The organism is Flammeovirga yaeyamensis, from assembly GCF_018736045.1.
In the GTDB taxonomy this organism is placed as follows: Bacteria; Bacteroidota; Bacteroidia; order Cytophagales; family Flammeovirgaceae; genus Flammeovirga; species Flammeovirga yaeyamensis.
Map to the genome: position 1 here is coordinate 1,482,587 of NZ_CP076133.1, position 23,942 is coordinate 1,506,528.

Annotated in this window: 20 protein-coding genes; 18 read left to right on the top strand and 2 right to left on the bottom strand. The window is 32.9% G+C overall.

Annotated elements, in window-relative coordinates; translation table 11 throughout:
• The first annotated feature begins 259 nt into the window (after positions 1–259).
• Genes KMW28_RS25705 through KMW28_RS25715 form a run of 3 tightly spaced genes read left to right on the top strand, consistent with a single transcriptional unit; the run spans position 260 to position 5,947 of the window.
• Positions 260–3,367 carry a glycoside hydrolase family 2 TIM barrel-domain containing protein gene (locus tag KMW28_RS25705; RefSeq protein ID WP_169663774.1) on the top strand — a complete coding sequence of 1,036 codons (3,108 nt, stop codon included), beginning with the start codon at positions 260–262 and terminating at the stop codon, positions 3,365–3,367.
• Positions 3,368–3,378: 11 nt separating this feature from the next.
• The gene (locus KMW28_RS25710) at positions 3,379–5,358 is read left to right on the top strand and encodes a beta-galactosidase (RefSeq protein ID WP_169663775.1); all 1,980 of its coding nucleotides are present in this window, start codon (positions 3,379–3,381) and stop codon (positions 5,356–5,358) included.
• A gap of 37 nt (positions 5,359–5,395) precedes the next feature.
• Entirely contained in the window at positions 5,396–5,947 is a 552-nt protein-coding gene (locus KMW28_RS25715) for an RNA polymerase sigma factor (RefSeq protein WP_169663776.1), read from the top strand.
• A 12-nt stretch (positions 5,948–5,959) separates the two neighbouring features.
• Here the strand turns inward: KMW28_RS25715 and KMW28_RS25720 are convergent, their stop codons facing one another.
• Entirely contained in the window at positions 5,960–6,415 is a 456-nt protein-coding gene (locus tag KMW28_RS25720) for a DUF4231 domain-containing protein (RefSeq protein WP_169663777.1), read from the bottom strand.
• Positions 6,416–6,542: 127 nt separating this feature from the next.
• Here KMW28_RS25720 and KMW28_RS25725 point away from each other — a divergent pair, with 127 nt between their 5' ends.
• The 13 genes from KMW28_RS25725 (at position 6,543) to KMW28_RS25785 (ending at position 19,232) form a co-directional block, all read left to right on the top strand.
• On the top strand, positions 6,543–7,118 hold the full coding sequence (locus KMW28_RS25725; RefSeq protein WP_169663778.1) for a TetR/AcrR family transcriptional regulator: 576 nt from the start codon (positions 6,543–6,545) through the stop codon (positions 7,116–7,118).
• A 1-nt stretch (position 7,119) separates the two neighbouring features.
• Positions 7,120–8,244, top strand: coding sequence for a hypothetical protein (locus KMW28_RS25730; protein ID WP_205958164.1), 1,125 nt, complete (start codon positions 7,120–7,122; stop codon positions 8,242–8,244).
• Between the two features lie 3 nt (positions 8,245–8,247).
• Positions 8,248–8,940 (top strand): ABC transporter ATP-binding protein, encoded by a 693-nt coding sequence (locus KMW28_RS25735; protein ID WP_169663779.1) that lies wholly within the window; start codon positions 8,248–8,250, stop codon positions 8,938–8,940.
• 3 nt (positions 8,941–8,943) lie between these two features.
• Positions 8,944–10,116: an ABC transporter permease gene (locus KMW28_RS25740; RefSeq protein WP_169663780.1), complete on the top strand. Its 1,173-nt coding sequence runs from the start codon at positions 8,944–8,946 to the stop codon at positions 10,114–10,116.
• A complete protein-coding gene (locus KMW28_RS25745) occupies positions 10,116–11,387 on the top strand; it encodes an ABC transporter permease (RefSeq protein WP_169663781.1) in 1,272 nt (423 codons plus the stop codon). Before KMW28_RS25740 ends, KMW28_RS25745 begins: the two co-directional genes overlap by 1 nt.
• Before the next feature lie 12 nt (positions 11,388–11,399).
• A complete protein-coding gene (locus KMW28_RS25750) occupies positions 11,400–12,131 on the top strand; it encodes an outer membrane lipoprotein-sorting protein (protein ID WP_169663782.1) in 732 nt (243 codons plus the stop codon).
• Between the two features lie 88 nt (positions 12,132–12,219).
• Entirely contained in the window at positions 12,220–12,597 is a 378-nt protein-coding gene (locus KMW28_RS25755; RefSeq protein ID WP_169663783.1) for a hypothetical protein, read from the top strand.
• 68 nt (positions 12,598–12,665) lie between these two features.
• On the top strand, positions 12,666–13,124 hold the full coding sequence (locus KMW28_RS25760; protein ID WP_169663784.1) for a YdeI/OmpD-associated family protein: 459 nt from the start codon (positions 12,666–12,668) through the stop codon (positions 13,122–13,124).
• A gap of 74 nt (positions 13,125–13,198) precedes the next feature.
• Positions 13,199–13,684: a hypothetical protein gene (locus KMW28_RS25765; RefSeq protein ID WP_066214959.1), complete on the top strand. Its 486-nt coding sequence runs from the start codon at positions 13,199–13,201 to the stop codon at positions 13,682–13,684.
• A 186-nt stretch (positions 13,685–13,870) separates the two neighbouring features.
• Positions 13,871–14,524: a hypothetical protein gene (locus tag KMW28_RS25770; RefSeq protein ID WP_169663785.1), complete on the top strand. Its 654-nt coding sequence runs from the start codon at positions 13,871–13,873 to the stop codon at positions 14,522–14,524.
• Positions 14,525–14,601: 77 nt separating this feature from the next.
• A complete protein-coding gene (locus KMW28_RS25775) occupies positions 14,602–15,702 on the top strand; it encodes a vWA domain-containing protein (protein WP_169663786.1) in 1,101 nt (366 codons plus the stop codon).
• A gap of 10 nt (positions 15,703–15,712) precedes the next feature.
• Positions 15,713–17,218, top strand: coding sequence for a P-loop NTPase family protein (locus KMW28_RS25780; protein WP_169663787.1), 1,506 nt, complete (start codon positions 15,713–15,715; stop codon positions 17,216–17,218).
• A gap of 208 nt (positions 17,219–17,426) precedes the next feature.
• Positions 17,427–19,232 carry an AMP-dependent synthetase/ligase gene (locus tag KMW28_RS25785; protein WP_169663788.1) on the top strand — a complete coding sequence of 602 codons (1,806 nt, stop codon included), beginning with the start codon at positions 17,427–17,429 and terminating at the stop codon, positions 19,230–19,232.
• A 62-nt stretch (positions 19,233–19,294) separates the two neighbouring features.
• Here KMW28_RS25785 and KMW28_RS25790 read toward each other — a convergent pair whose 3' ends face one another.
• Positions 19,295–19,951 (bottom strand): hypothetical protein, encoded by a 657-nt coding sequence (locus KMW28_RS25790; RefSeq protein WP_169663789.1) that lies wholly within the window; start codon positions 19,949–19,951, stop codon positions 19,295–19,297.
• A 318-nt stretch (positions 19,952–20,269) separates the two neighbouring features.
• On the opposite strand from KMW28_RS25790, the gene KMW28_RS25795 reads away from it, so the two are divergent.
• Together KMW28_RS25795 and KMW28_RS25800 are read left to right on the top strand one after the other, a co-directional pair.
• On the top strand, positions 20,270–21,802 hold the full coding sequence (locus KMW28_RS25795) for a hypothetical protein (RefSeq protein ID WP_169663790.1): 1,533 nt from the start codon (positions 20,270–20,272) through the stop codon (positions 21,800–21,802).
• A gap of 24 nt (positions 21,803–21,826) precedes the next feature.
• Positions 21,827–23,935, top strand: coding sequence for an OmpA family protein (locus KMW28_RS25800; protein ID WP_169663791.1), 2,109 nt, complete (start codon positions 21,827–21,829; stop codon positions 23,933–23,935).
• The last annotated feature ends 7 nt before the right edge of the window (positions 23,936–23,942 follow it).

The window sequence follows — 23,942 nt, forward strand, 5'->3', positions numbered from 1 at the left end:
ATAGATATATCATTGAAGAAAAGATAGTTATAGAATTAATTAACTCAGTTTGTTCTATTTATTTTCAAAATATTTTTTGATGTTGATTAAAATATCATTCAAACTACCTTCTTAATTCATATTGCAATGCTTAAAAATTCATCAAAAAATCATTCTTCATTTTTTATTGAAAAAATCTATTGAAAAGTGAGTTAAATCTAAATTTCACCTCTTTATACATGAAAGGAACAAGCAGGATTACTTACTAATCTTTAATGAAATGAAATTTTACTTTACTATTACTTTATTCTTATTTTCTACACTTTGGCCAATGTGTACTATCTATGGTCAAGAGCCACATCAAGATGAGAAGGTAGTAGAGATCAACAGATTAACACCTCAAGCCTATTTTACAAAATATGAGTCTTTTTCTGATGCTAAAGAGAATAAGTCATGGCTGGAATTAGACAATTATTTATCATTAAATGGGGAGTGGAAGTTTCTACATGTGAGAGGCGAACAATCTTTTCTATCCAACTTTTACAAGAAAACCATAGATGTTTCTTCTTGGAATACAATAAATGTACCTGCAAACTGGGAATTGGAAGGATTTGGAACACCCATTTATACCAATATAGTGTATCCTTTTACAAAGCAACCTCCAATTATAGCAAGTGATGAAAATGAAATCGGACATTATATAAAGAAGTTTGAAGTTCCTACTCATTGGAATAATAAAGAAGTAATACTTCAATTTGATGGCGTTAGTGGAGGCATGTATATATGGCTTAACGATCAGTTTGTTGGATATAACGAAGGAAGTAAAACAGAAGCCCGATTTAATATCACTTCCTATTTATATAAAGATAAACCAAACAAATTAAGTCTAGTAGTTTACCGTTGGTGCAGTGGTAGTTATCTAGAGGATCAAGATTTTTGGCGTTTAAGCGGTTTAGAAAGAGATGTTTTTTTGTATGCATTGCCTCAAGATCACATCAAAGATTATAATTTAATTGCTGATTATTCTTCAAAAAATAGTAGTGGAAATGTGAAGTTGAATCTTGATTTTCAACGAAATGAATCAGCTAAAAATTTATCCTATAAAGTTCAATTATTTGATGATGATAAATTAATTTATACATCCCACAAAAAGCTTAAAAAGCAACAAGAAAGACTAGAATTCACTGCTAAAAATATAGAAGCGTGGTCTGCTGAACAACCTCGTTTATATGACTTGTACATTACTTTGATGCAAGGAGAAAAAGAAGTTCAGAGTATCAAACAAAATGTAGGGTTTAGGACAGTTGAAATTAAGAATAATCAGTTTTTAGTCAATGGTCAACCGATTTTATTGAAAGGAGTGAATTATCATGATCACGATCCCGAAAAAGGACATCATATAACGAAAGAATTAGTGATGCAAGACCTGAAGTTGATGAAATCAAATAATATCAATGCGATACGTTGTAGTCATTATCCCAAACCCATTTGGTTCTACGATTTATGTGATCAATATGGATTTTATGTGATAGATGAAGCGAACATTGAAACGCATGGGATGGGGGCGACGAATCAAGGCCCGATTACTACCGAAGGACATCCTGCATACACTAAATCCTGGGAATTGGCGCATATGGACCGTACCCAACGAATGTATCATAGAAGTAAGAATCATGCTTCTATCATTACTTGGTCTTTAGGTAATGAAGCGGGAAACGGAATTAATTTTAAATCAACTTATACTTGGTTGAAATCTGTGGATACATCACGACCTGTACAATATGAAGGGGCCACAAAAGATACAAATACAGATATACAAGCACCAATGTATATCAAATACGATTCTATGGAAGCCTATGCAAAAAGTGATGCTACACGTCCATTAATTCAGTGCGAATATGCACATGCCATGGGAAATAGCACGGGTAACCTTAAAGAATATTGGGATGTTATTAGAAATTATGCTATTCTACAAGGTGGTTTTATTTGGGATTGGGTGGATCAAGGTTTGCTGACCCATACTTTGGATGGAACACCTTATTTTGCCTATGGAGGTGATTTAGGAAGTCAGAAATACCATAACGATGAAAACTTCTGTGCCAATGGTTTGGTCAATGCAGATCGCACACCTCATCCGGCTCTTTATGAAGTAAAAAAGGTCTATCAAAATATACATTTCGATTATCAGAATGAAAAACTAAATGTATTCAACGAATTTTTCTTTACTTCTCTTGATGAATTTGATTTTACTTATCAATTGCTTAAAGATGGTAAAGTTGAAAAAGAAGGAGAAGTGCAAATAGGAAATCTAGCTCCTCAATCCAATAAATCATTTTATTTTCCCTTAGAAATTGATACTTCTAAAGAAGTTGTATTGCAGTTTTACGCCAAAACTAAGAGGAATACACCGTTATTAGAAAAAGGAGCGGTGGTAGCAAAAGAAGAATTTATTTTAAATGAAAAACCTTATGAATCTATACTTGCAACTAAAAACACAGGAGGTTTAAAAATTGAAAATAAGATTCCTGTTCTAAATATTGAAGGGCAGGGTTTTAAGATACAATTTGATACCCAATCAGGTCAATTATTCACTTATGAAAAGAACGGTAATAATCTATTGTTGAACCCTATACAACCTACTTTTTGGCGAGCACCAACGGATAATGATTTTGGTATTAATACACCAAAAACTTTAAAATTTTGGAAAGACGCTACCTTACATCAAAAGCTCATTAGTTGTGAAGTTTTATCTGAACAAATTGCTGAAGATGATGCACATTCAGAGGTGAAAATTAAATCAGTATTTAGTCTTGGGCAATCAAATTCTACCGTAAGCCTTACCTACAGTATTTATTCCACCGGAGCAATTGATATTCATTATCAGCTTGACATAAAAGAAAAAGATCTTCCTATGTTACCTAGAGTAGGTTTGTCTTTGACTTTAAATAAAGGGTTTGATCAAGCAAAATGGTACGGCAGGGGACCTTACGAGAATTATTCAGATCGAAAAACAGCTGCTTTTTTAGGGATATATAATTCCAATGTTACTGATCTTGGGTTTGATTATATCCGTCCCCAAGAAAATGGAGCAAGATCAAATGTTCGATGGTTGGAAGTGAATAATGAAGAAGGAGTAGGTTTTAAATTGACCTCTAACGAAGAATTCATATTCACTGCACATCATCAAATGCCCTCAGACTTTGATGCTGGCAATAAAAAAATGCAACGACACACTAGCGATATAAAAAAACGCCCTCTTACGCATATTATCATCGACCATAAACAAATGGGAGTAGGTGGTGATAACAGTTGGGGATATCAACCATTGACCCCTTATCAAATTACACCGAACAACTATCAATTTACATTAAGAATACAACCTCTGTAGACCATTTTAGCATGATGAATAATACACTTTACACTACTTTACTATTACTCTTTTTTCAATTTACTCTAAACGCTCAGTCCAATAATGGACTGCCTATGATTGGTGCCCAAATGATTATTGAACCTGGTCAGTCAGATGAGGAAATCGATCAACTTTTTGCCCTAATGGAAAGTACGGGAATGACGGTCTGTAGAATAAGGATGTTCGAATCTTATCTGAAAAATGAGAAAGATGATTGGGACTTTACTTTATTTGATAAAGCTTTCGATAGTGCTCAAAAACATAATGTAAAAATATTTGCCACTTTATTTCCGTCCACAAGTGTAGATGATATTGGTGGTGTGAAATTACCTTCTTCTGAAGAACAGTTGTTACAAATTGAGGAGTATATGAAACATGTTGTGGCTCATTATAAGTCACACTCTCAACTTTTTGCTTGGGTGTTGATCAATGAGCCTGGAGTCGGTGATTTGCCAAAAGATGATTTTACACAAAAAAGATATCAAGAGTGGAAATCAAAAAGAAGTATTACTGCTTTTGAAGAAAAATTCATGTCGCCTCAAGCTTTTCTAACGGATTACAATACATGGTTTTTAAACTGGATTGCTTCAAAAGTGAGAAGTATTGATCAGAAAACAGCGTTGCATGTCAATAATCATATGGCTTTCCAATTGGTAAGAGAATACGATTTCCCTAAATGGAGTGAATTTTTAAATTCTTTGGGCGCATCGGCTCACCCGAGTTGGCATTATGGTTGGTTTTCTCGTGAAGATTATACGATGGCGTTTTCAGCTAATTGTAAATTAATTCAATCCGGAGCCATTAAAAATAATTTCTGGATTACCGAATTACAAGGAGGAACAAATATTTATAGTGGCTATTTCCCGTTATGTCCCACTAAAGAAGAAATAAGCTTATGGTTATGGACGGGTATTGGAACAGGCGCAGAAGGAATTATATTTTGGTCATTTAATTCTAGAAAATCCGGAATTGAGGCCGGAGAATGGGGGTTAGTAAATTATGAAAATGGAATGACTGATCGATTGGAAGAAGTACAGAAAATCAATCAGTTTTTAAAATCAAATGAAAAGTTTTTCAGGGATAAAAAGGTAGTAGAAAGTAATATTTCAATACTTTATAATCGAGAGTCCATGTGGGCGGAAAAAGCGTTGCAAACGTGGCAAGGTCCAACCACAGGAAGAGATTATGGAAGCACAATGCTTTCTTCCATTGAGTTTTATAAGTTTCTTCAAAATGAAGGTTATCAACCTAATTTAAAAGAACTTAGAGAGTTTGATTTTTCTAAAAATAACTATGACGGACAACTGATTATTCTATCTCATCAGGTAGTGATGACAGATCAGATGATTAAAAATTTGAGGGGCTTTATTGAAAAAGGGGGACAGGTTTTGATAGATGGTTTGACTGGTATTTATGATGCTCAATTAAATTTTGAACCTACCTCTGATTTCAAATTGCAACTACTTACGGGTGGTGAAATTTTAGAAATTAAACACCTACCATCCAACACACAATTTGATATTCATGAGAACATAGTTTCTACTGGTTTTATGACTGAAATAAAGAACAAGAGTGCACATGAGATTTATAAGAATAATTCAAAAATAGTAGGACTTAAAAATTCAATTGGAAAAGGTACTGTCACTTGGATTCCATCACCTTTAGCTTTGGAAAATAAAAACTCCAAAGGTAACCTTAAAAACCTTTGGGATGATCTAGAAATGGATCAACAATTTGCATCAAATAAAATTTTGGAATGCGATAAAGAAGGCCTAATACATCATACGTTAAAATCGAAAAATCAATGGCTTCATATTATCAATAACCCAACAAAAACATCCATAGACATCACTTTAAAAGGTGCTGATATTAAACAGCTTAATGATGGTGTTCCTAAAAAAGTAGATCAAAAAATAAAAATAGGTGTCGAATCGACAATTATTTTAATACAAAAAAGAAAATCACTTTAAATTTTAATAATTATTCTTTAAATTGATCAAAATACCAATGAAAACTAACATGATTGATCTACATATTTGGAGTCGTGTCCGTGAAGGCGACTACGAAGCTTTTGAACAACTATATGATCTATTTTTCGACAGTCTATATGCTTATGGTATCAAACTATGTAAAAATTCGGACCAAGTAGAAGATGCTATTCATGATATGTTTCTAGACATATGGAAATACCATGATAAGTTATCAGAAACTACTTCTGTAAAATTTTACCTATTTCGTTCGCTGAGGAGGAAAATTCATAAAAACATCAAATCTGATGAAAAAGTAAGCATCTTTAATAAAGATGTCACCCACGTCTATGAAATCGAGGACCAAAGTTTCGATACTTTAATAATACAATCCGAGGAAAAAGCCGAAAAATCGGTATTACTTAAGAAAAATTTAGCCTCATTGTCAAAAAGACAGTATGAGGCTGTAATGCTAAAATTTTATTCTAATTTCTCTTATAAAGAAATTGGATCTATGATGGATATGAATGAACAATCTGCTAGAAACTTGATAGGCCGTGGCCTTGAGAAGTTAAAAGGTTTATTCAGTTAAAAAACCATTTTACTAATCATCCGTCCTCAGTTCTTTCCATTTGCTATTACTTTCGTGAACTATATCTTTATATTGACTATAAAATCTATTTAAAACTTTATCGTCATCTCTATCTTCTTCTTTCAACATCTTAAGCTCGAACAATAAAGTTCTCAAATGATTTCTTGTTTCGCTATAATTTACCCATAATTCTTTATGGTTAAAGAAGCCATCCCATGCAGCCAATAAAGCACTACAAGCACTAAAAATAAGTGTCAAGCATTTTACAGCGAAATGTAAGTCTTCTCCTAGATCGTCTCCAATAGCAACTAAAAAAGTAATACATGAGGAAGAGAAGGCAATACCCATGTATATCCAAAATGATTTGCTTTTATGTCCTTCACTCCAGTTGGCAGTTTTTTCAGACATGTCGTAGATTTCTTTTTTTAGCAATTCGTATTTGCTTGTTACGTCTTTGGTATCAGTCATAGTTAATGTATGATTTTGCTAATGTTTATTCCTTCGAAGATAATTATTTCTGATAAATAATTATCAAATGATACATATCTACCGAAATGTTACTACATTAGTATCATAAATATAAAATAGTAACATTTTGAAGGCAAAAGATAAAATCATACAATCTGCAACGACTTTATTCTTAGATAAAGGAATTAAGAAGGTAAACATCACCGATATAATCGAAGATGCAGGTGTATCTAAAATGAGCTTTTATCGTCAGTTTAAAAACAAAGAGGACATTCTATTGGCTGTATTGAAGCAATTTTTTATGGCCTCTATGGATGATTATCAAAAGATATTAGACAAAAAATTATCTTTTTTAGATTTTCTAAATGAGATCATTTTGATGAAAATTGAAGTGAGCAAGAAAATGAGTAAATCATTTATGGAGGAGCTCATGTCAATGTTTCATGAAAAAAATGAGATACTTGATTTCTTAATGGAACATCAAAAGAAAAGCACTGCTTTATTTATAGAACAATTGATGCAAGCAAAATCCAACGGGGAAGTCGGAGATGATTTTAGTATTGAGTTTTTGATGTACATGATGGAAAAAACGCAACAAGTAGCAAGTGATCCAATGTTACTTCAAATGTTTGATACTCCTGAAGAAGCTGTAAAGCAGGCGACAAAATTTTATTTTTTCGGTATATACGGACAAAGAAAGTAGGATGAAAAAGCAACTAACATACCTATTGATATTGATTTCGCTTCACACTTTTGCACAATCCTCTTTAGAATTTAATGGGATGTTTCAAGGTTTTACGACCTATACTAATGATAGCGATTTGAAATTATGGAGTGGAGGACGATATATCCCAGAACTCAAATACGAATATAAAATCGATTCATTACAGTCATTTTCTGCATATGGATCAGCCAACTTATATGCAGATGTGCAATATGGTGGGGGAGATCCCTTGACCAATGCTTATATCAATCCCTACCGTGCTTGGGTGCGGTATGCCTATGCCAATAGTGAAATACGAGTCGGTTTGCAGAAAATAGATTTTGGATCTGCTAGCATGTTGCGACCACTTCAATGGTTTAATCAAATTGACCCTAGAGATCCATTGGGTTTAACGAATGGGGTGTATTCAGCTTTGGGTAAATACTATTTCAAGAACAATGCAAACATATGGTTTTGGGTATTGTATGGTAATGAAGAAAGAAGAGGCTTTGATGTATTACCTTCTGATAAAAAAAAACCTGAGTATGGTGGAAGATTGCAACTACCTACACCCAAAGGTGAAATTGCTTTTTCTTATCATCATAGAAATGCTATTTATGATAATCAAGACCCTGTTTATCCTGAGTACATAAATACAGTAGAAAATAAATATGGGATAGACGGAAAGTGGGATGTTGGTGTTGGGCTGTGGTTTGAAGGGAGTTACACAAAATTGCAAGACCCTATAAGTATTTTCACTAATCAGACATTACTGAATTTAGGAACTGATTATACCATAAATGGATTAAATATAGTTTTTGAACATTTATTCTTATGGTATGGAGAGGAATGGAACAAAGCAGACTACAGAGGAAACACCTCTGCCATTTCGTTTAATTATCCGATATCATTTTTCGATAATGTCTCTTTGATGGTCTATCAGGATTGGACCAACAATGGGACAGGAGCATTTGCTTCTTATAATCACGATTTCAATTTGTGGACGGGCTATTTTATGCTCTATTATAACCCAACCACTCAAATAACATCACCGGTTGTCAATAACGATTTAAACCAATTTACCTCAGGGTTTGGCGTTCGTTTTATGGCAATTATAAATCACTAAGATATGGAGACAAACAACTTAATTGAACTGAACAATGTTACTAAGAAATTTCTTGTAGGAGATGGTGAATTTACTGCTCTGAGTAATATTAATCTACAGTTTTCTAAAGGAGAATTTTCTGGTTTAATCGGACCAAGCGGATCAGGTAAGACTACACTTTTAAACCTAATTGGTGCCTTGGACGATACTTCAGAAGGAAGCATTGAAATTAATGGAAAAAACATTGCCAATAACTCAGATGAAGATTCGGCATTACTAAGAAATGAACACATCGGATTTATTTTTCAATCCTATAATCTCTTACCAGTTTACAGCATTTATGAAAATGTAGAATTTCCATTGTTGCTTCAAAAATTACCAAAAGCACAAAGAAAGGAAATGGTCATGCAAGCTTTAAAATGGGTAGGTTTAGAAGATATAGCAGATAAAAAAACATCTCAAATATCGGGTGGTCAAGCCCAAAGAGTGGCTATTGCACGTTCTATTGTCAAGAAACCACAAATTATATTGGCAGATGAACCTACGGCGAATTTGGACTCAGCAAATGCTTATAAGGTCATGGATATTCTAAAGAAACTGAATGAAGAATTAGGTATCACTTTTATCTTTTCTTCCCATGATAGTAAAGTGATCAAATATTTAAAGAGAGTCATTTCTCTTGAAGATGGTAAAGTGGTTAACGACGAAAAGAAATAGGTCATGGAAATAGTACACAATTTTCTTCTCAATTTCCGTTTGGCTTACCGAAATATTATCAGTGCAGGTTTAAGAACATGGTTAACAATTACCACTTTAGCCTTCGCATTTTTGTTGATATTGTTCTTCAATAGCTTGTATACGGGATGGGAATATCAAGGCATACGAGATCAAATTGATTGGGAATATGCGGATGGTCAAATTATTCAAACGGATTACGATAAGTTAGATCCTTTTAGTATTGAAAGTGGGCATTCTCAAATTTTGGATCAACCTCAATTGACACCTGTTTTAATCAGACAGGGAAATTTATATCCACAAGGCAGACTTCTTCCAATTTTAATTAAAGGTATTCCAGCTGATCAACAAGTAGTCAAGCTTCCTACATCTTCTTTTTTACAAAGTAAAGATGATATTCCAGCAATTATTGGAGATGGGATGGCTACAGATAATCACTTAAAAATTGGAGACAAAATCTTATTAAGATGGAAAGATAAAAACGGCACTTTTGATGCAAAGCAAATTACAATTGTAGATATATTTAAAACCAATGTGCCTACTGTGGATGGTGGTCAGATTTGGGTAGATATCAATACACTTTGGGAAATGACAGGTATGCAAAATGAAGTAACCTATCATTTAGTAAAAGGAACTTTTGAGGATGAATTATCTGATCAATGGAGATTTGAAATTCAACAAGAACTACTAAAAGAATTTGTGGCAATGGTCGATATGAAAAAGGGATCATCTGCTTTTCTTTACATCATTTTGATGTTCATAGCTTTGATTGCCATTTTTGATTCTCAGGTATTTTCTGTTTTTAAACGTCAGAAAGAAATTGGTACGTATATCGCTCTAGGATTTACAAAAAAGAGGGTGACGTTCTTATTTACCTTGGAAGGAACAATGTATGCTTTTATAGCTACCATTATAGGAACAGCGATCTCGGTTCCATTAATTACTTGGTTGGGTGTTGAAGGGGTTGATTTGGGGAATCAAGATCAATCCAGACAAATGGGCGTAACTGTTGGAGAGAAGCTCTATCCGATGTTGACATCAGGACTTTTATTTAGTTCAGTCTTTTGGGTAATTCTATTATCCACTATCGTCAGCTACCTTCCTGTAAGGAAAATTGCAAAAATGAATACTGTAGATGCACTTAAAGGGAAAAAATAATGTTTGAGTTTTTATTTAAAGGATTAATCCGAGATAAAAGTAGAAGTGTCCTTCCTTTGATTGTTGTGGCACTTGGCGTATCCCTTTCTGTGTTTTTTGTGGGATACATGCAAGGCATGATTGGCGATATGGTCGATCAAAATGCTAGATTCAGTACTGGCCATATGAAAGTGATGAGTCGAGAATACGTGAAAAATATTGCTCAAAGACCACTTGATTTAGCCTTGTTAGATGCAGACGATTTAATCGCTGATTTACAAAATGATTATCCTGAAGTAGATTGGGTGAAACGTATCAATTTCGGTGGGATTTTGGATGTGCCCGACGAGGAAGGCCAAACCAAAACACAAGGTATGGCAGGTGGTATTGCCTTGGATCTTTCATCAAATAGTTCGGATGAAAAACGAATGAAATTAGGGGAGAACTTAGTGGAAGGAACTTTGCCTAATGGACCTTATCAAATGATTTTGGGAGATGGTTTAGCCCATCGCATGAAAGTGAAATTAGGAGATAAAATCACTTATTTTGGATCGACGATGGATGGAGCAATGTCTTTTCAAAATTTCACATTAGTTGGCACCGTTTCATTTGGTACTTCAGTGTTGGATGATCGAACGTTTATTGTTGATATAAAGGACGCTGAACAAATCTTAGATATGGTCGATGCCGCTCAGGAGATTCTAGGTTTCTTACCCAATGATGTTTATGATGATGATAAAATCAACGAAATAAAAGAAAGTTTTAATGCTAAAATGTCATCTGATACCGATGAATATGCTCCTGAGATGTTGGCATTAAGAGATCAAGGAGGAATGAGTTATATCTTAGATTTTGCTGGCGTTATTGCAGGATTCTTTACAACATTATTTGTGGTAGCTATGTCGATTGTCCTTTGGAATACAGGCTTATTAGGTGGTTTAAGAAGATATACTGAGTTCGGGATTCGAATTGCCATGGGAGAGTCTAAAAAGGCGATATACAAATCCTTGCTTGTGGAGGCATTAATTATTGGTGTCATAGGTTCAGTAATAGGAACTGTTTTGGGTGTAATTCTTACTTATTATTTACAAGAAGTTGGGATAGACATTTCTGATATGGTCGGACAAGGAAGCATGTTAGTTTCCAATGTGATTAGAGCGAAAGTTGTTCCTCAGCAATTGTGGATTGGTTTTATTCCGGGTGTCGCGGCTACCTTATTAGGAGCACTTTTATCCGGAAGGGGGATCTTTAAACGTCAGACCTCACAATTATTTAATGAATTAGGAGTATAATCAAATACTAAAATGAAAAAGATATTTATTCTGTGTGCTTTTTTTTTATCAATAGGTAGTCAAGCACAAGATGCTAACAAAATACTTAATGAAATCGATCAGAATATGTACACCAAAACAAAGGTATCCACTACTAAGATGATCGTTTATGGTAAGCGAAAGACGAAAGAAATTGTCACTAAAGGGTTTACTCGAGGTACAGAAGATTCGTTTTCTGAATACCTATCACCAGCAAGGGAGAAAGGAACAAAAATGCTGAAATTAAATGATAAACTATGGATTTACTCACCTTCTTCAGATCGTACCATACAGATTTCAGGTCATATGTTAAGACAGTCAGTGAATGGATCGGATATGTCGTATGAAGACATGATGCAAGAAAGAAAATTGGTTGAAATGTATGCTCCAAAAATTGTAGGTGAAGAAGAGATGAATGGTGAAGAGTGTTACATTCTAGAACTTGAGGCAAAAACTGAGGATGTTACCTATCAGAAAATAAAAATGTGGGTAGAGAAAAAACATTCAGTCCCTATGCGTCAAGATCTTTTTGCTAAAAGTGGGCAAATGCTTAAAACCATCAATATGTCTGATATCCGAAAAGTAGGCGATCGATACTATCCATTTAAGATGAATTACAAAGATGTACTGAAAGATGGAAAAGGGACAGACTTTGTGGTAATGGAAATGGAAAATAATGTTCCTATTCCGGATCATGTGTTTAATAAGAGTAATTTGAAGAAGTAAGCACAATTAACAGTAAGATAACAACCATAGATTCCTTCATTTTTAAAATTTTGAATAACTTGTGTCTTAAACTAAAATTTGACCAAAAATGAATACATTAGAACAAATTCAAATTTTAAATAGTAATGAGCAGGAACTCGATCAAGAGTATTTCTTAAAAGAAGAACATTATGAACTTTTGATGGATTTATCGGAAGCAGAAACGGACGATGAAGAAGAAGAGTTGTTCAAAAAAATGAAAGACATTCCCAATCTACCAATAATCTCTGCGATTATTGAACTTTGGGAAAATACGGTGGGTGCTGTAGTCCTTTCTCAAGAATTGAAAGAGGGAAATCAAGTTACTATGGAGGATAAAATGGAAATCGAAGAAGAAGCTTGTGCAGATATGTCATTTGATTATTCTCGATTTACGGTAATTATCGAAGGAGAAGTAAATAGAGTTCAAATAGTAGATCAAGAATAAGATTATTTGATATACTCAATATAAATAAGCATGTTTGAGATGAATAATATTTCAAACATGCTTTTTTTATGATCGAATTAAAGTTAACTATACAGAAATTTGAAGGAAAAGGAGGGTGGTCCTATGTAGATGTTCCAGGGATTACTTCTGATAGAAATACTCATTTTGGTTGGGTGACTGTAAGTGGAAGTATAGACGGCTATCCTTTAGAAAAAGTAAAGCTGATGCCTAAAGGTGATGGTCTTTTATTTTTACCTATTAAAAAGGAGATAAGAAAGAAGATAAAAAAAGAGCAAGGCGATGAGGTGCATATCAAATTATATCTTGATAATGAAGAGGTAAACAACCCAGAAATTCTTTACAACATTCTTTTAGATATATCAGATAAAGCTGCTAAAAATTTTAAAAACTTACATAGATCGCGACAACGGGATATCATTCAGAGAATATTTGATAATAGGAACGAAGATGTTCAAACACAGCGAATTAATGAGTTAATTGTAGAGTTAGAATCAAAAAATGTATGACAAAAAGGGTATATTATATCATTTTTATTTGATAATATTTTTTATTACATTGGTTTTGAACAACAACATTACATATGATACGATCCAGAATTTGGCATCCCAAAACCAATACGACCTCACAAACAATTTACAAAGACCACTATTATGTTTCTAATCTTATAGAAAAGAAGTGGTTACACAAACTCATAGGAACTTGGGGAAATTCAAAATATGTCTTCAAGTACACTATTAATCTTAATACTAGTATTAAAATCTTAAATGATGAATACAAGGAATTAGGTAAGATTAAGATCAATTTTTGGGGCACTAAAGCTAAAATTTTTATTGATGACAAAGTTTATCAATGGAATGCTAAAAACATGCTACGTAAACAGTGGCACATTAAATCAAAAGAGCAATCGAAAATATTAAATGATAAGGGTCAGTTTTTCTCCAACGATTTACCAAAAAATCATAGAGGCATATTAAACTTGTCGGGACACGCTGTTCAGCATTTTAATAATCATTACCTCGTTTCAATATTTTCTTTTATTATTGGCGGTCTTCTTATAATTATATAAAAACATTAAATAATTGTAAATTAAATTTACGCAACTTTGATAAATACTAAAAATATAAATCAATTTGTATTTTTGTAATTAAATGTTGTACAATTTTTGTGTGTTCATCTCACTATCTACTTTATTAAATTTGCATGACTTAAATTGGTGTCGCGAAACATCAAAATCAATTGAGATTAAATACAAATGAACCAACTATTATTTCTTTTATTCTTTTTAGTTAGTACTATCGTTTATGCTGGTCAAACAAATACTGACAATACTAATCAACTTACAGAATACGACGACTATAGAATATGGTCAAATGTAAGTGGTTCAACTATGTTCAAAGCTAAATATTTAGCTGAATCTGAAAACAGTGTTTTTTTAGAAAAAATTGACGGTAGTATTCACAAAATCCCTTTAACAACTTTTCATTCGAATGATCAAAGTTTTATTATTGATCAAAAAGTAAGGGCAGAACAAATCAAAAACAAAATGTATTCGAACATGGTACAATCGAAATGGTTGATCATATTCGCTATAGTTTTATTATTGATTTCCATGGTATTTATGTATCATAGTCACAAATATGCTTTATTTCTAAAGTTCATCTTTGGGTTTAGTATTGTTATTCTATTTGTAGGAAGTACGTCTTCTTATGTTAGAAATTTTGATATGATATTTAATTACTACACCAATATTTCAAATAAGTCAGACCTACAAAAAGACTTAGAAAGCATTTTTGAGAAAAAAATACCCACAAAACTAAAGCGACCTGTAATCGAATTGGAAAAAAAATCAGATTTATTTCCTTTATATCATTCGATTATTCTAACGACTTACTCAAAAAACAACTAAATATTTTTACTCCTCAATAGAACAATTTAACCGAGAATATGTTAATTTGAATATATCATAAATTTCAAATTGCTTCTATGCTCGGCTATCGTTTTACAGATTATATTCCCCCAGAAAATCCTGATGGAGATGTCTTCTCCGAACTCCTCAAAATATTCATGGAACTCATTAACATTACAGGAGGTAATGTTTCAGAGACCATGATATGGATGAGTAATATTGATAAAAAATACAATATTACGAATGATGATTATGGAATGGGTGATTTTTATAATGACCTAAAAAATAAGGGTTACATCCAAGAAAATAATGAAGAAGGTAACTTCCAAATTACGCCTAAAAGTGAGCAGAAGATAAGACAATCTGCTTTAGAGGAAATATTTGGAAAACTGAAAAGAGGACAAAAAGGTAATCATAAAACAAATTTTACTGGAGTACAGGGGGATGAGTTTACCTCTGACAAACGACCTTTTGAGTTTGGAGATGCATTGGGTCAAATCTCAATGACTGATTCTTTACGAAATGCCCAAATTAATCATGGAGTAGATTCCTTTTCAATTCATGAAAGTGATTTAGAGGTGATTGAGAAAGAACATCGAACTCAAACCTCTACTGTTTTGATGATTGATATATCACATTCTATGATTCTTTATGGAGAGGATAGAATTACTCCAGCAAAAAAGGTAGCGATGGCTTTATCAGAGATGATAAAGCGAAAATACAAGAAAGATACTCTAGATATTATAGTTTTTGGTAACGATGCTTGGCAAATAAAAATTAAAGATTTACCCTATTTGCAAGTGGGACCTTATCATACTAATACCGTTGCAGGTTTGGAATTGGCAATGGACCTTCTTAGACGAAGAAAAAATGCCAATAAACAAATTTTCATGATTACCGATGGAAAACCTTCATGTCTTAAAGAAGGAGCAGGCTACTACAAAAACAGCTTTGGTTTAGATAGGAAAATTGTCAACAAATGTCTTACACTTGCAGCTCAATGCAGACGTTTGAGGATTCCTATTACCACATTTATGATCGCGTCAGATCCATATCTTCAAGAATTCATCAAAGAGTTTACCGAGACAAACAATGGAACTGCATATTACAGTGGTTTACAAGGGTTAGGTGATATGATTTTCGAAGATTATTCAAGAAATAAAAAGAAACGACTTTAAAATAAATAATATGTACGCTAAACTTTCTACGGAAGAAAAATTAAAGATTACAACATTAGGCGAATTAAAAGCAGCCGGATATCAATCAAAAAGTGTAAAGGACGAATTAAGAGATAATTTGATCCTTAAATTAAAAGAAAAACAAAATCCTTTTCCAGAAATATGGGGATATGAAGACACTGTTATCCCAGAATTGGAAAGAGCAATTTTGTCGAAACATAATATCAATTTATTAGGTCTGAGAGGACAGGCCAAAACTCGTATTGCTCGATTAATGATCCATTTGTTAGACGAAGTAATACCTGTAGTGAAAGGATCAGAATTGAATGATGATCCTTTAGCTCCATTATCCTATTTTGCGAAAGCTCAAATTAGTGAGAAAGGTGATGATACACCCATAATATGGTGGAATAGAGAAGAGCGATTTACTGAAAAATTAGCCACACCGGACGTTTCTGTAGCGGATTTAGTAGGTGATATTGACCCAATAAAAGCAGCTACGAATAAATTAAGTTATTCTGATGAAAGAGTGATTCATTATGGATTAATTCCTAGATCCCATCGATCAATCTTTGTGATTAATGAGTTGCCCGACTTACAACCGAGAATTCAAGTGGCACTTTTTAATATCCTTCAGGAAGGTGATATTCAAATTAGAGGTTTCAAATTACGTCTTCCATTAGATATACAATTTGTATTTACAGCTAACCCAGAAGATTATACCAATAGAGGTAGTATTGTGACTCCTCTAAAGGATAGAATTGAATCTCAAATAATCACTCATTATCCAAAAGAAATTGAAGTTGCCCGTAAAATCACAGAGCAAGAAGCACAAATACAGACTTCTCAAAAAGAAGTGATTACTTCAAACCTATTGGCAAATAACCTTATAGAACAAATTGCATTTGAGGCAAGAGAAAGTGAGTTTGTAGATGAAAAAAGTGGTGTTTCAGCTCGTTTGACCATCTCTGCGATGGAAAATTTATATTCTAGTGCAGAAAGAAGATTGTTAATCAATGGAGAGGAGAGTACTTACATTAGAGTATCTGATTTGATGGGTACGATTCCCGCTATTACCGGTAAAATTGAATTGGTGTATGAAGGTGAGCAAGAAGGAGCAGGAGAGGTCGCTCAAAGTTTGATTAGTAAAGCTATTAGAAAACAATTTTTAGAGATGTATCCATCTCCTGAAAAAGTGAGAAAAGACGATGATAATCCATATCAATATGTATTGGACTGGTTTGGCAATGGACATAAATTAGATATCATAAATGATGTTTCTACAAAAATGTACCAAAATTTGCTTGATCAAGTACCCACTTTAAGAGCTTTAGTGACAAAGCAGAATGAAAACCTTACTGAAGAAGAAACATTCTATCACATGGAGTTTGTATTGCATGGTTTAGCTGAATTTAGTCAGTTGAGTAAACATGCAATTTTATCGAAAACAACGTTCTCTGATTTATTATCTGGAATGATGAATTTTTCAGCATCAGATTTTGAAGACGAAGAGTAAACATGAGATAACGATTAGAATAATATGTGACACAGAAGGAGGTGATAAGCACCCTTTTTTGTGTCATTTCTCATTTATTTACATATTTTCATTAAATTTTAAATTATTTAAAGAATTATTTGTCACATTTAATTGTTACAACTTGTTGTAAGGAGGTTGAAAGTATTCTTCAATACTACATTGGAACAAACAACTTAATATAATTTTAATGTCACATACATCACACTTAGTACATAAGATTAGAACTCAGGTAGAGAAATTGAATACCAAAGAGGCGGCACGTTTTAGAGTAGCCGACAATCTTTGGGAAAGCATTTCATGGGCAGATTTCGGAAGTGAAATCGATGCAGTATCAAAAGCATTGATTTCAAATGGGATTGGTGTTCAAGACAAAGTGGGTATTTATGCACAGAACATGCCTTTCTGGACAGTAGCAGATTTCGCTACTCAACAAATGAGGGGGGTAGCTGTATCAATTTATGCGACTAGTACATCACATCAAGCGGATTACATCATTAATGATGCACAAATTAAAGTACTTTTTGTTGGTGATCAGGAACAATATGATAATGCTATTGAAGTTTTCGATAGATGTGAATCGTTGACTCATATAGTTGCAATGAAAAAAGAAACACACCTTCGCCACCACAAGGCTGGTATTCAGTGGGTTGATTTCTTAGAAACAGCATCTTCTGATGTAGAAGAAGAGTTTAATCAACGTATTAACGATGCTAATTTTGATGATTTAGCTACATTAATTTATACATCAGGAACTACTGGAGAACCAAAAGGTGTAATGTTGGATTACAACAATTTCATTTCACAATTTGATGCACATACAGTATTAGTTGATTTTAATGAAGGCGATGTAAACTTAAGTTTCTTACCACTTTCTCACGTTTTTGAAAGAACATGGTCGATGTATGTTTTCTATAACGGTGGTACGAACTGCTACTTAGAAGATGTAAAACAAATAAAAGAAGCTTTAGTTGAAGCGAAACCACATGTAATGTGTGCTGTACCTCGTTTCTATGAAAAAATCTTCTCTGCTATTCATGATAAAGTAGCAAAAGCGAAACCTACCACACAAAAGCTTTTCCATTGGGCTGTAGGTATGGGTAAAAAAGCGTTTGATGCAAAACAAGAAGGAACGACTTTAGGAACTTTCGATAAAATGAAATTTAATTTAGCGACTAAATTAGTGCTAAGTAAATTCCAAAAATTATTAGGAGGTAATATTCGCTTTATGCCAGCAGGTGGAGCGAAATTAGATCCAGAAATTGGTACTTTCTTCCATTCTATCGGTATCCCAATTATTTTAGGATATGGTCTTACTGAAACAACTGCAACAGTTTCAGCATGGCATTTAAATGAAAAATTCTATACAAATACAATTGGTACTACTATGCCTGGTTGCGATATCAAAATTGATGAAGCTACAGGTGAAATCTTAGTAAAATCTAAAGTAGTGATGAAAGGTTATTACAATAAACCAGAAGAAACTGCTAAAGTATTTACAGAAGATGGCTACTTCAAAACAGGTGATAAAGGAGAGTTTGATGAAAAAGGTAACTTATTGATTACTGATCGTATCAAAGAGTTAATGAAAACATCAAATGGTAAATATATCGCACCTCAACTTGTTGAAGGTAAGATTGGTAAAGATCATTTTGTAGAGCAAATTGCTACAATTGCAGATGCAAGAAACTTTGTGTCGGCATTGATTGTACCTACATTTGAGTCATTAGAGGAGTATGCCAAAGAGCATAATATCTCTTACTCATCGAAGGAAGAATTGATTAAAGATTCTAAAATTATTAGAATGTATGAATCAAGAATAGAAAAAGCACAACATGATTTGGCTAATTTCGAAAAAGTGAAAAAATTCACTTTACTTCCAAAAGAGTTCTCTCAAGAAAAAGGAGAAATGACACCAACATTGAAGTTGAAGAGAAAAACAATTGACGAAAACTACAAAGCAGAAATTGATGAAATGTATGCTGCTTCTCGTTAATTGAAATGCATAAAAAAAACCTCGACAAGTAATTGCCGAGGTTTTTTTATGGAGAATATTTTTTATCGAATATCTAATAAGCTATTGATTTCATCTTGTCCTAAATTTGCTTCTGTTTCCAGTTTTTTACGTAAATCTTCTTTTACGATTCTTTCTGCTTCAGCAACAGGATATTTAATAGATAATGTGATATAGGTTAATTTATCTACTTTCTTAAGCATTACAATCTGATCCGTTCTTCCTAAACGAGCAGTCACATTATTCTGATAAGAAGCAATCACTTGAGTGGCAGATGTAGCATCCGACATTCCTTCTGAATTACTTACAGATGATTTAATTCTACCTAAAATCTCAGATCCAATTTGTGTAGCAAGTTCTGTTAGGCACAATTGATAAGCAGCTTGTTTTGCAGCAGCAAATGTTTCGCCTTTAGATTGTTGGTAGGCTACAAAATATTTTGGATGACCATCTTCATCTTTTGCTAAACGTGCTACATAAGAATTTTCAATTTGCTTTTCCATTGGTAGATCACCAGGAATTACTTGATACCCTTCTTTTTCTAAAGCTTTTGCTTGTTTTCTGGCATCCTTTATAGATCTGCCTTTCATCTCTTTTAAAGTCTTCTTTTTTTGTTTTTTAGTTTGAGCAAAAGCACCTTGATTTGTCAGTAAAACAGAACAAAATAAAAGAGTAATAATAAATGAAAGTTTTTGTTTCATATAAAAAGATAAATTTAGTTTTTGAAAACTCAAAGAGAGTAAATTTTGATAATATCTCGAAATCATTTGAGTTATATAGTCTAGCTAATATAGATTAAAAATGTAGAAAAAAGCCAAGATTTAATTTAAATCATTCACTTATATGTGAATTCATGGTAAAATAAGTGGTTTAGAAGAGTACTTGACCTGTAATTTTTAATGAATTTATTTCAATTATTTTCTTTAATTATTTAACATATATCAACATTATTTTAAATATATAGCTATATTTACATTGATTCTTGCTATTCTCTTAATTAATTATCTTACTTCGAACTGATGCAAAAATTTTTACGAAACTATCTTCATCTTATTGTTATTTGTGTTCTATTTATACCTTTAAATCTTATTGCTAAAGGAGACCCTGTTTGGTTAAAAGCAGAATACAGATTAGTCAATTATCCTACAGACAAGTTCTTAACAGCTTATCAAGTAGCAGTTAACGTCCCTTCTGAAAATAAATCAGACCGTTTGGCACAGCTAAAACTTGATGCAAAAAAAGAATTAGCTGAGAACGTATCAGTACAAATAGAGAGCGTAAGCAAGACAGAAATAGCGAATGCATCAGGAGCTAGTTATGAAAACTTTAAACAAAATAGTACCTCATTTTCTAATGTAAATTTAAGTGGTTTACATCAGATGGATTATTATGATGAGAAAAGAGCCATTTTGTATACATTTATATATATTGAAATTAAGGAGTTACTATCAATCAATAGAAAAAGAGTTAGTGAAGCCAATCAAAAAATTAAGACGTTAAAGAATCAAATTGATAATTATATATCAAGCGAAAATATCATTGCAGCAAAAAAGACAATCAGAAAGGTGATTCCAATTTTTAGAGAAGTAGAGGAGCTTTATGCTGTATCAATCACTTTAGGAGACAAAATTGATTTGAATTACAATGAGTTTATTAATTATCAAACAGAGATAGAAAAAACAAACAAAGAATTATTGAATACCCATATTTCATCTGTAGATGAATTAGCAAATGATATAGCATCGATAATTAACGATCAGGTTCAATTATCTAATCAAACACTACGAGTTGATAATTTTACTTTCGAGGATACCAAAATGGGAAGTAAGTTATCTATGAAATTACATGCTTTATTAACTAGTAAGCTATCATCTCAATCTAAGTTTAGAGTGCTTGATGCCACCAATGCTACTACGAAATTTGAATTGCAAGGGACAATTTGGGAAGAAGGAGAATCTCTCCGAGTACTTTCCATTTTAAGAGATAAAGAGAGTGGGAATATTCAAGGAGGAAGTGAATCTAAAATACTTAAGAAAAAATTAGGAGATACTCCCTTTAAACCCGACAATCTTGATTACGCACTTAAGGTTCAAGGTCTGATTACTTCTAATCAATCTAATAATCAAGGGTTGTCCTTAGATGTGATTACCAATAAAGGAAATAAAAGCCCTATTTATGAAAAGGGGGAGATTATGTCCTTGTATGTTAAAGTAAATAGACCGTGTAAAGTAAGGTTTATTTATCATTTAGCAGATGGAACAAAGGTACTCCTATTAGATAATTATGAAATAACTGCTCAGCAGGTGAATCAAATGGTAAAAGTGAGCCAAGAATTTGAATGTTATCCGCCATTTGGAGTAGAAACGCTTCAAGTATTTGCCAAAACAGGAAGTAATTTTAAACCACTTTCAACTTCAGAAGATCAAGGTTATTATTTTATACAAGATGATATTGAAACAATTAATAATGTGAATAGGCAATTTTCAGATCTAGAACAAGAGGTGGCTTTTTCTGAAAAGCGATTGTTAATCACAACTCTACCAGCAAATTAGAATAGATATTTATTTAATACGATTATGCGATTTTTCTACGAATTTTTCTCAAAAGCATTTCTACATTTACTCACTGCATTTATCCTAATTCCAATGATTGGTTTTGGACAAATGAAAATAAAGGCACAGAAATTACCAGATAATGTAAGTTCACCATTATATAGGGAATATGCTCCTTCTTTAAATGCAGATGGAACAATACTGATTTTTCAAGCCAATAGAAAGGACGGTGATAATTGGGGGATTTACGAAACAATTACAAAAGATAATGGCTTAACTTGGTCAGATCCTGTTGGCATAGATAGCGTAAATAACTATGCAAATCAAGATGATTTAATTGGAGGACCTGTGATTTCCTATGATGGTAACACTTTGTATTTTTTCGCCAATCTCGATGAAGGTTTAGGTGCAGAAGATATTTATTACAGTGAAAGAATTGGCGATAAATGGTCTTCACCTAAAAATATAGGAAGTCCTATCAATACCAAATACCATGAAAGTTTCCCTTCTATTTCTGCGGATGGTACGCATTTGTATTTCATGCGTTTTGATGCAGATAGTATATCAGATTCTAATACATGTTTCGAAATATATGTGTCGGAAAAACAAAGTAATGGAGAGTGGGGAATACCAGAAGCACTTCCTGCACCTATTAATTTGGAATGCGAAAAAGCACCAAGAATTTTATCTGATGGTAGAACATTAATATTTTCATCAATTAGAGCCGGAGGTAAAGGAGATTATGACTTATGGATGTCAAAATTAGGATTTAACGGGGAGTGGTCTGAACCTGTAAACATGCATTTCGTCAACACGCCTGGTACAGACACATTTGCATCAATTTCTGCTTCAGGAGAAACCCTTTACTATTTGAATAGAGGCAAACCAGATCCAAAAGTTTTGAAGAAATACCCTGGTGAAATGCAGCAGGAAGATATTTATACAATTCAAATTACTGAGGAATTCAAACAGTATAAAAATAAAACGATTCAGGGTCAAATTATTGATTCTAAAGATCAATCGCCTGTACAAGCTACATTTTATGTAAGAGATAGATCTACTACAGAAAGGTTATTTGAATTGCCAGTGGCGGAAGACGGAAAATTTGCACTTGTATTGACAGAAGGTATTGATTACGAAATCCTCGTGACGAAAGAAGGGTATTCAACCTATATTTTTCAAGAAGATTTATCTGATTTGAAACACTACGAAAGAGAAAAGAAGAACATCAACTTATTTAGTCATGCATTACTAAACTTAGAAGTATTTGATGCTGATTTAATGTCAAAAATTGAAAGTAATATTGTAGTTTATAACAAAGAAACAAACTTACCATTTGATGATATTGAAATTATTTATAATGAAAAACTCACTTCTTATTCATTAAAGCTGCCCATAGGAAATCTATATGAAGTGCAGGTGAGTAAAGATAATTTTCAAACTCAATCATTCACTTTTGACCTGAGTACCATGTTACTTTATCAAAAGTTTGAAAAGTCAATAGATCTAATGCCAAACAAAGTTGAAATGCAATTTAACGTTGCAGATGCAGCTACTGAAGAAGGCATTATGGCCAAAATCGTCCTAATAAATACCGATACCGATGAAAGGATAGAAGTAGAGGCAGAAATGGGTGAAGATGGTAAATATAAGATTGAAGTTAGAGATGGAGCCTCTTATGAAATCGAGGTAAGAAGCCCTAGAGGATATTCATTTTTCTCATCAAAATTAAAAGCTTCTGATAAGAAAGAATTTGATGTAGCCCTTACAGAGTTAAAACCGAATAGTAAGCTTCCGCTGAAAGACATTCTATTTGAATCTAATTCATCTGAAATTATCGAAAGTAGTTTTAGAGAATTAAGGCGTTTAGTTAAACTAATGAAGGATAATCCGAATATTGTAGTAGAATTAGCAGCACATACAGATGATGTGGGTTCTGATCGTTACAATATGAAATTATCTGAGCATAGAGCAAAAAATGTGGCGATGTATGTCATGGATTTTGGTATCCCTAAAAATCGATTAGTTCCTAAAGGTTATGGAGAGTCCCAACCCACAGTATTAAATGATACTGAAGAAAACAAAGCGATGAATAGAAGGGTAGAATTAATGGTTCTTGAAATTAATAACTAACCCAAAA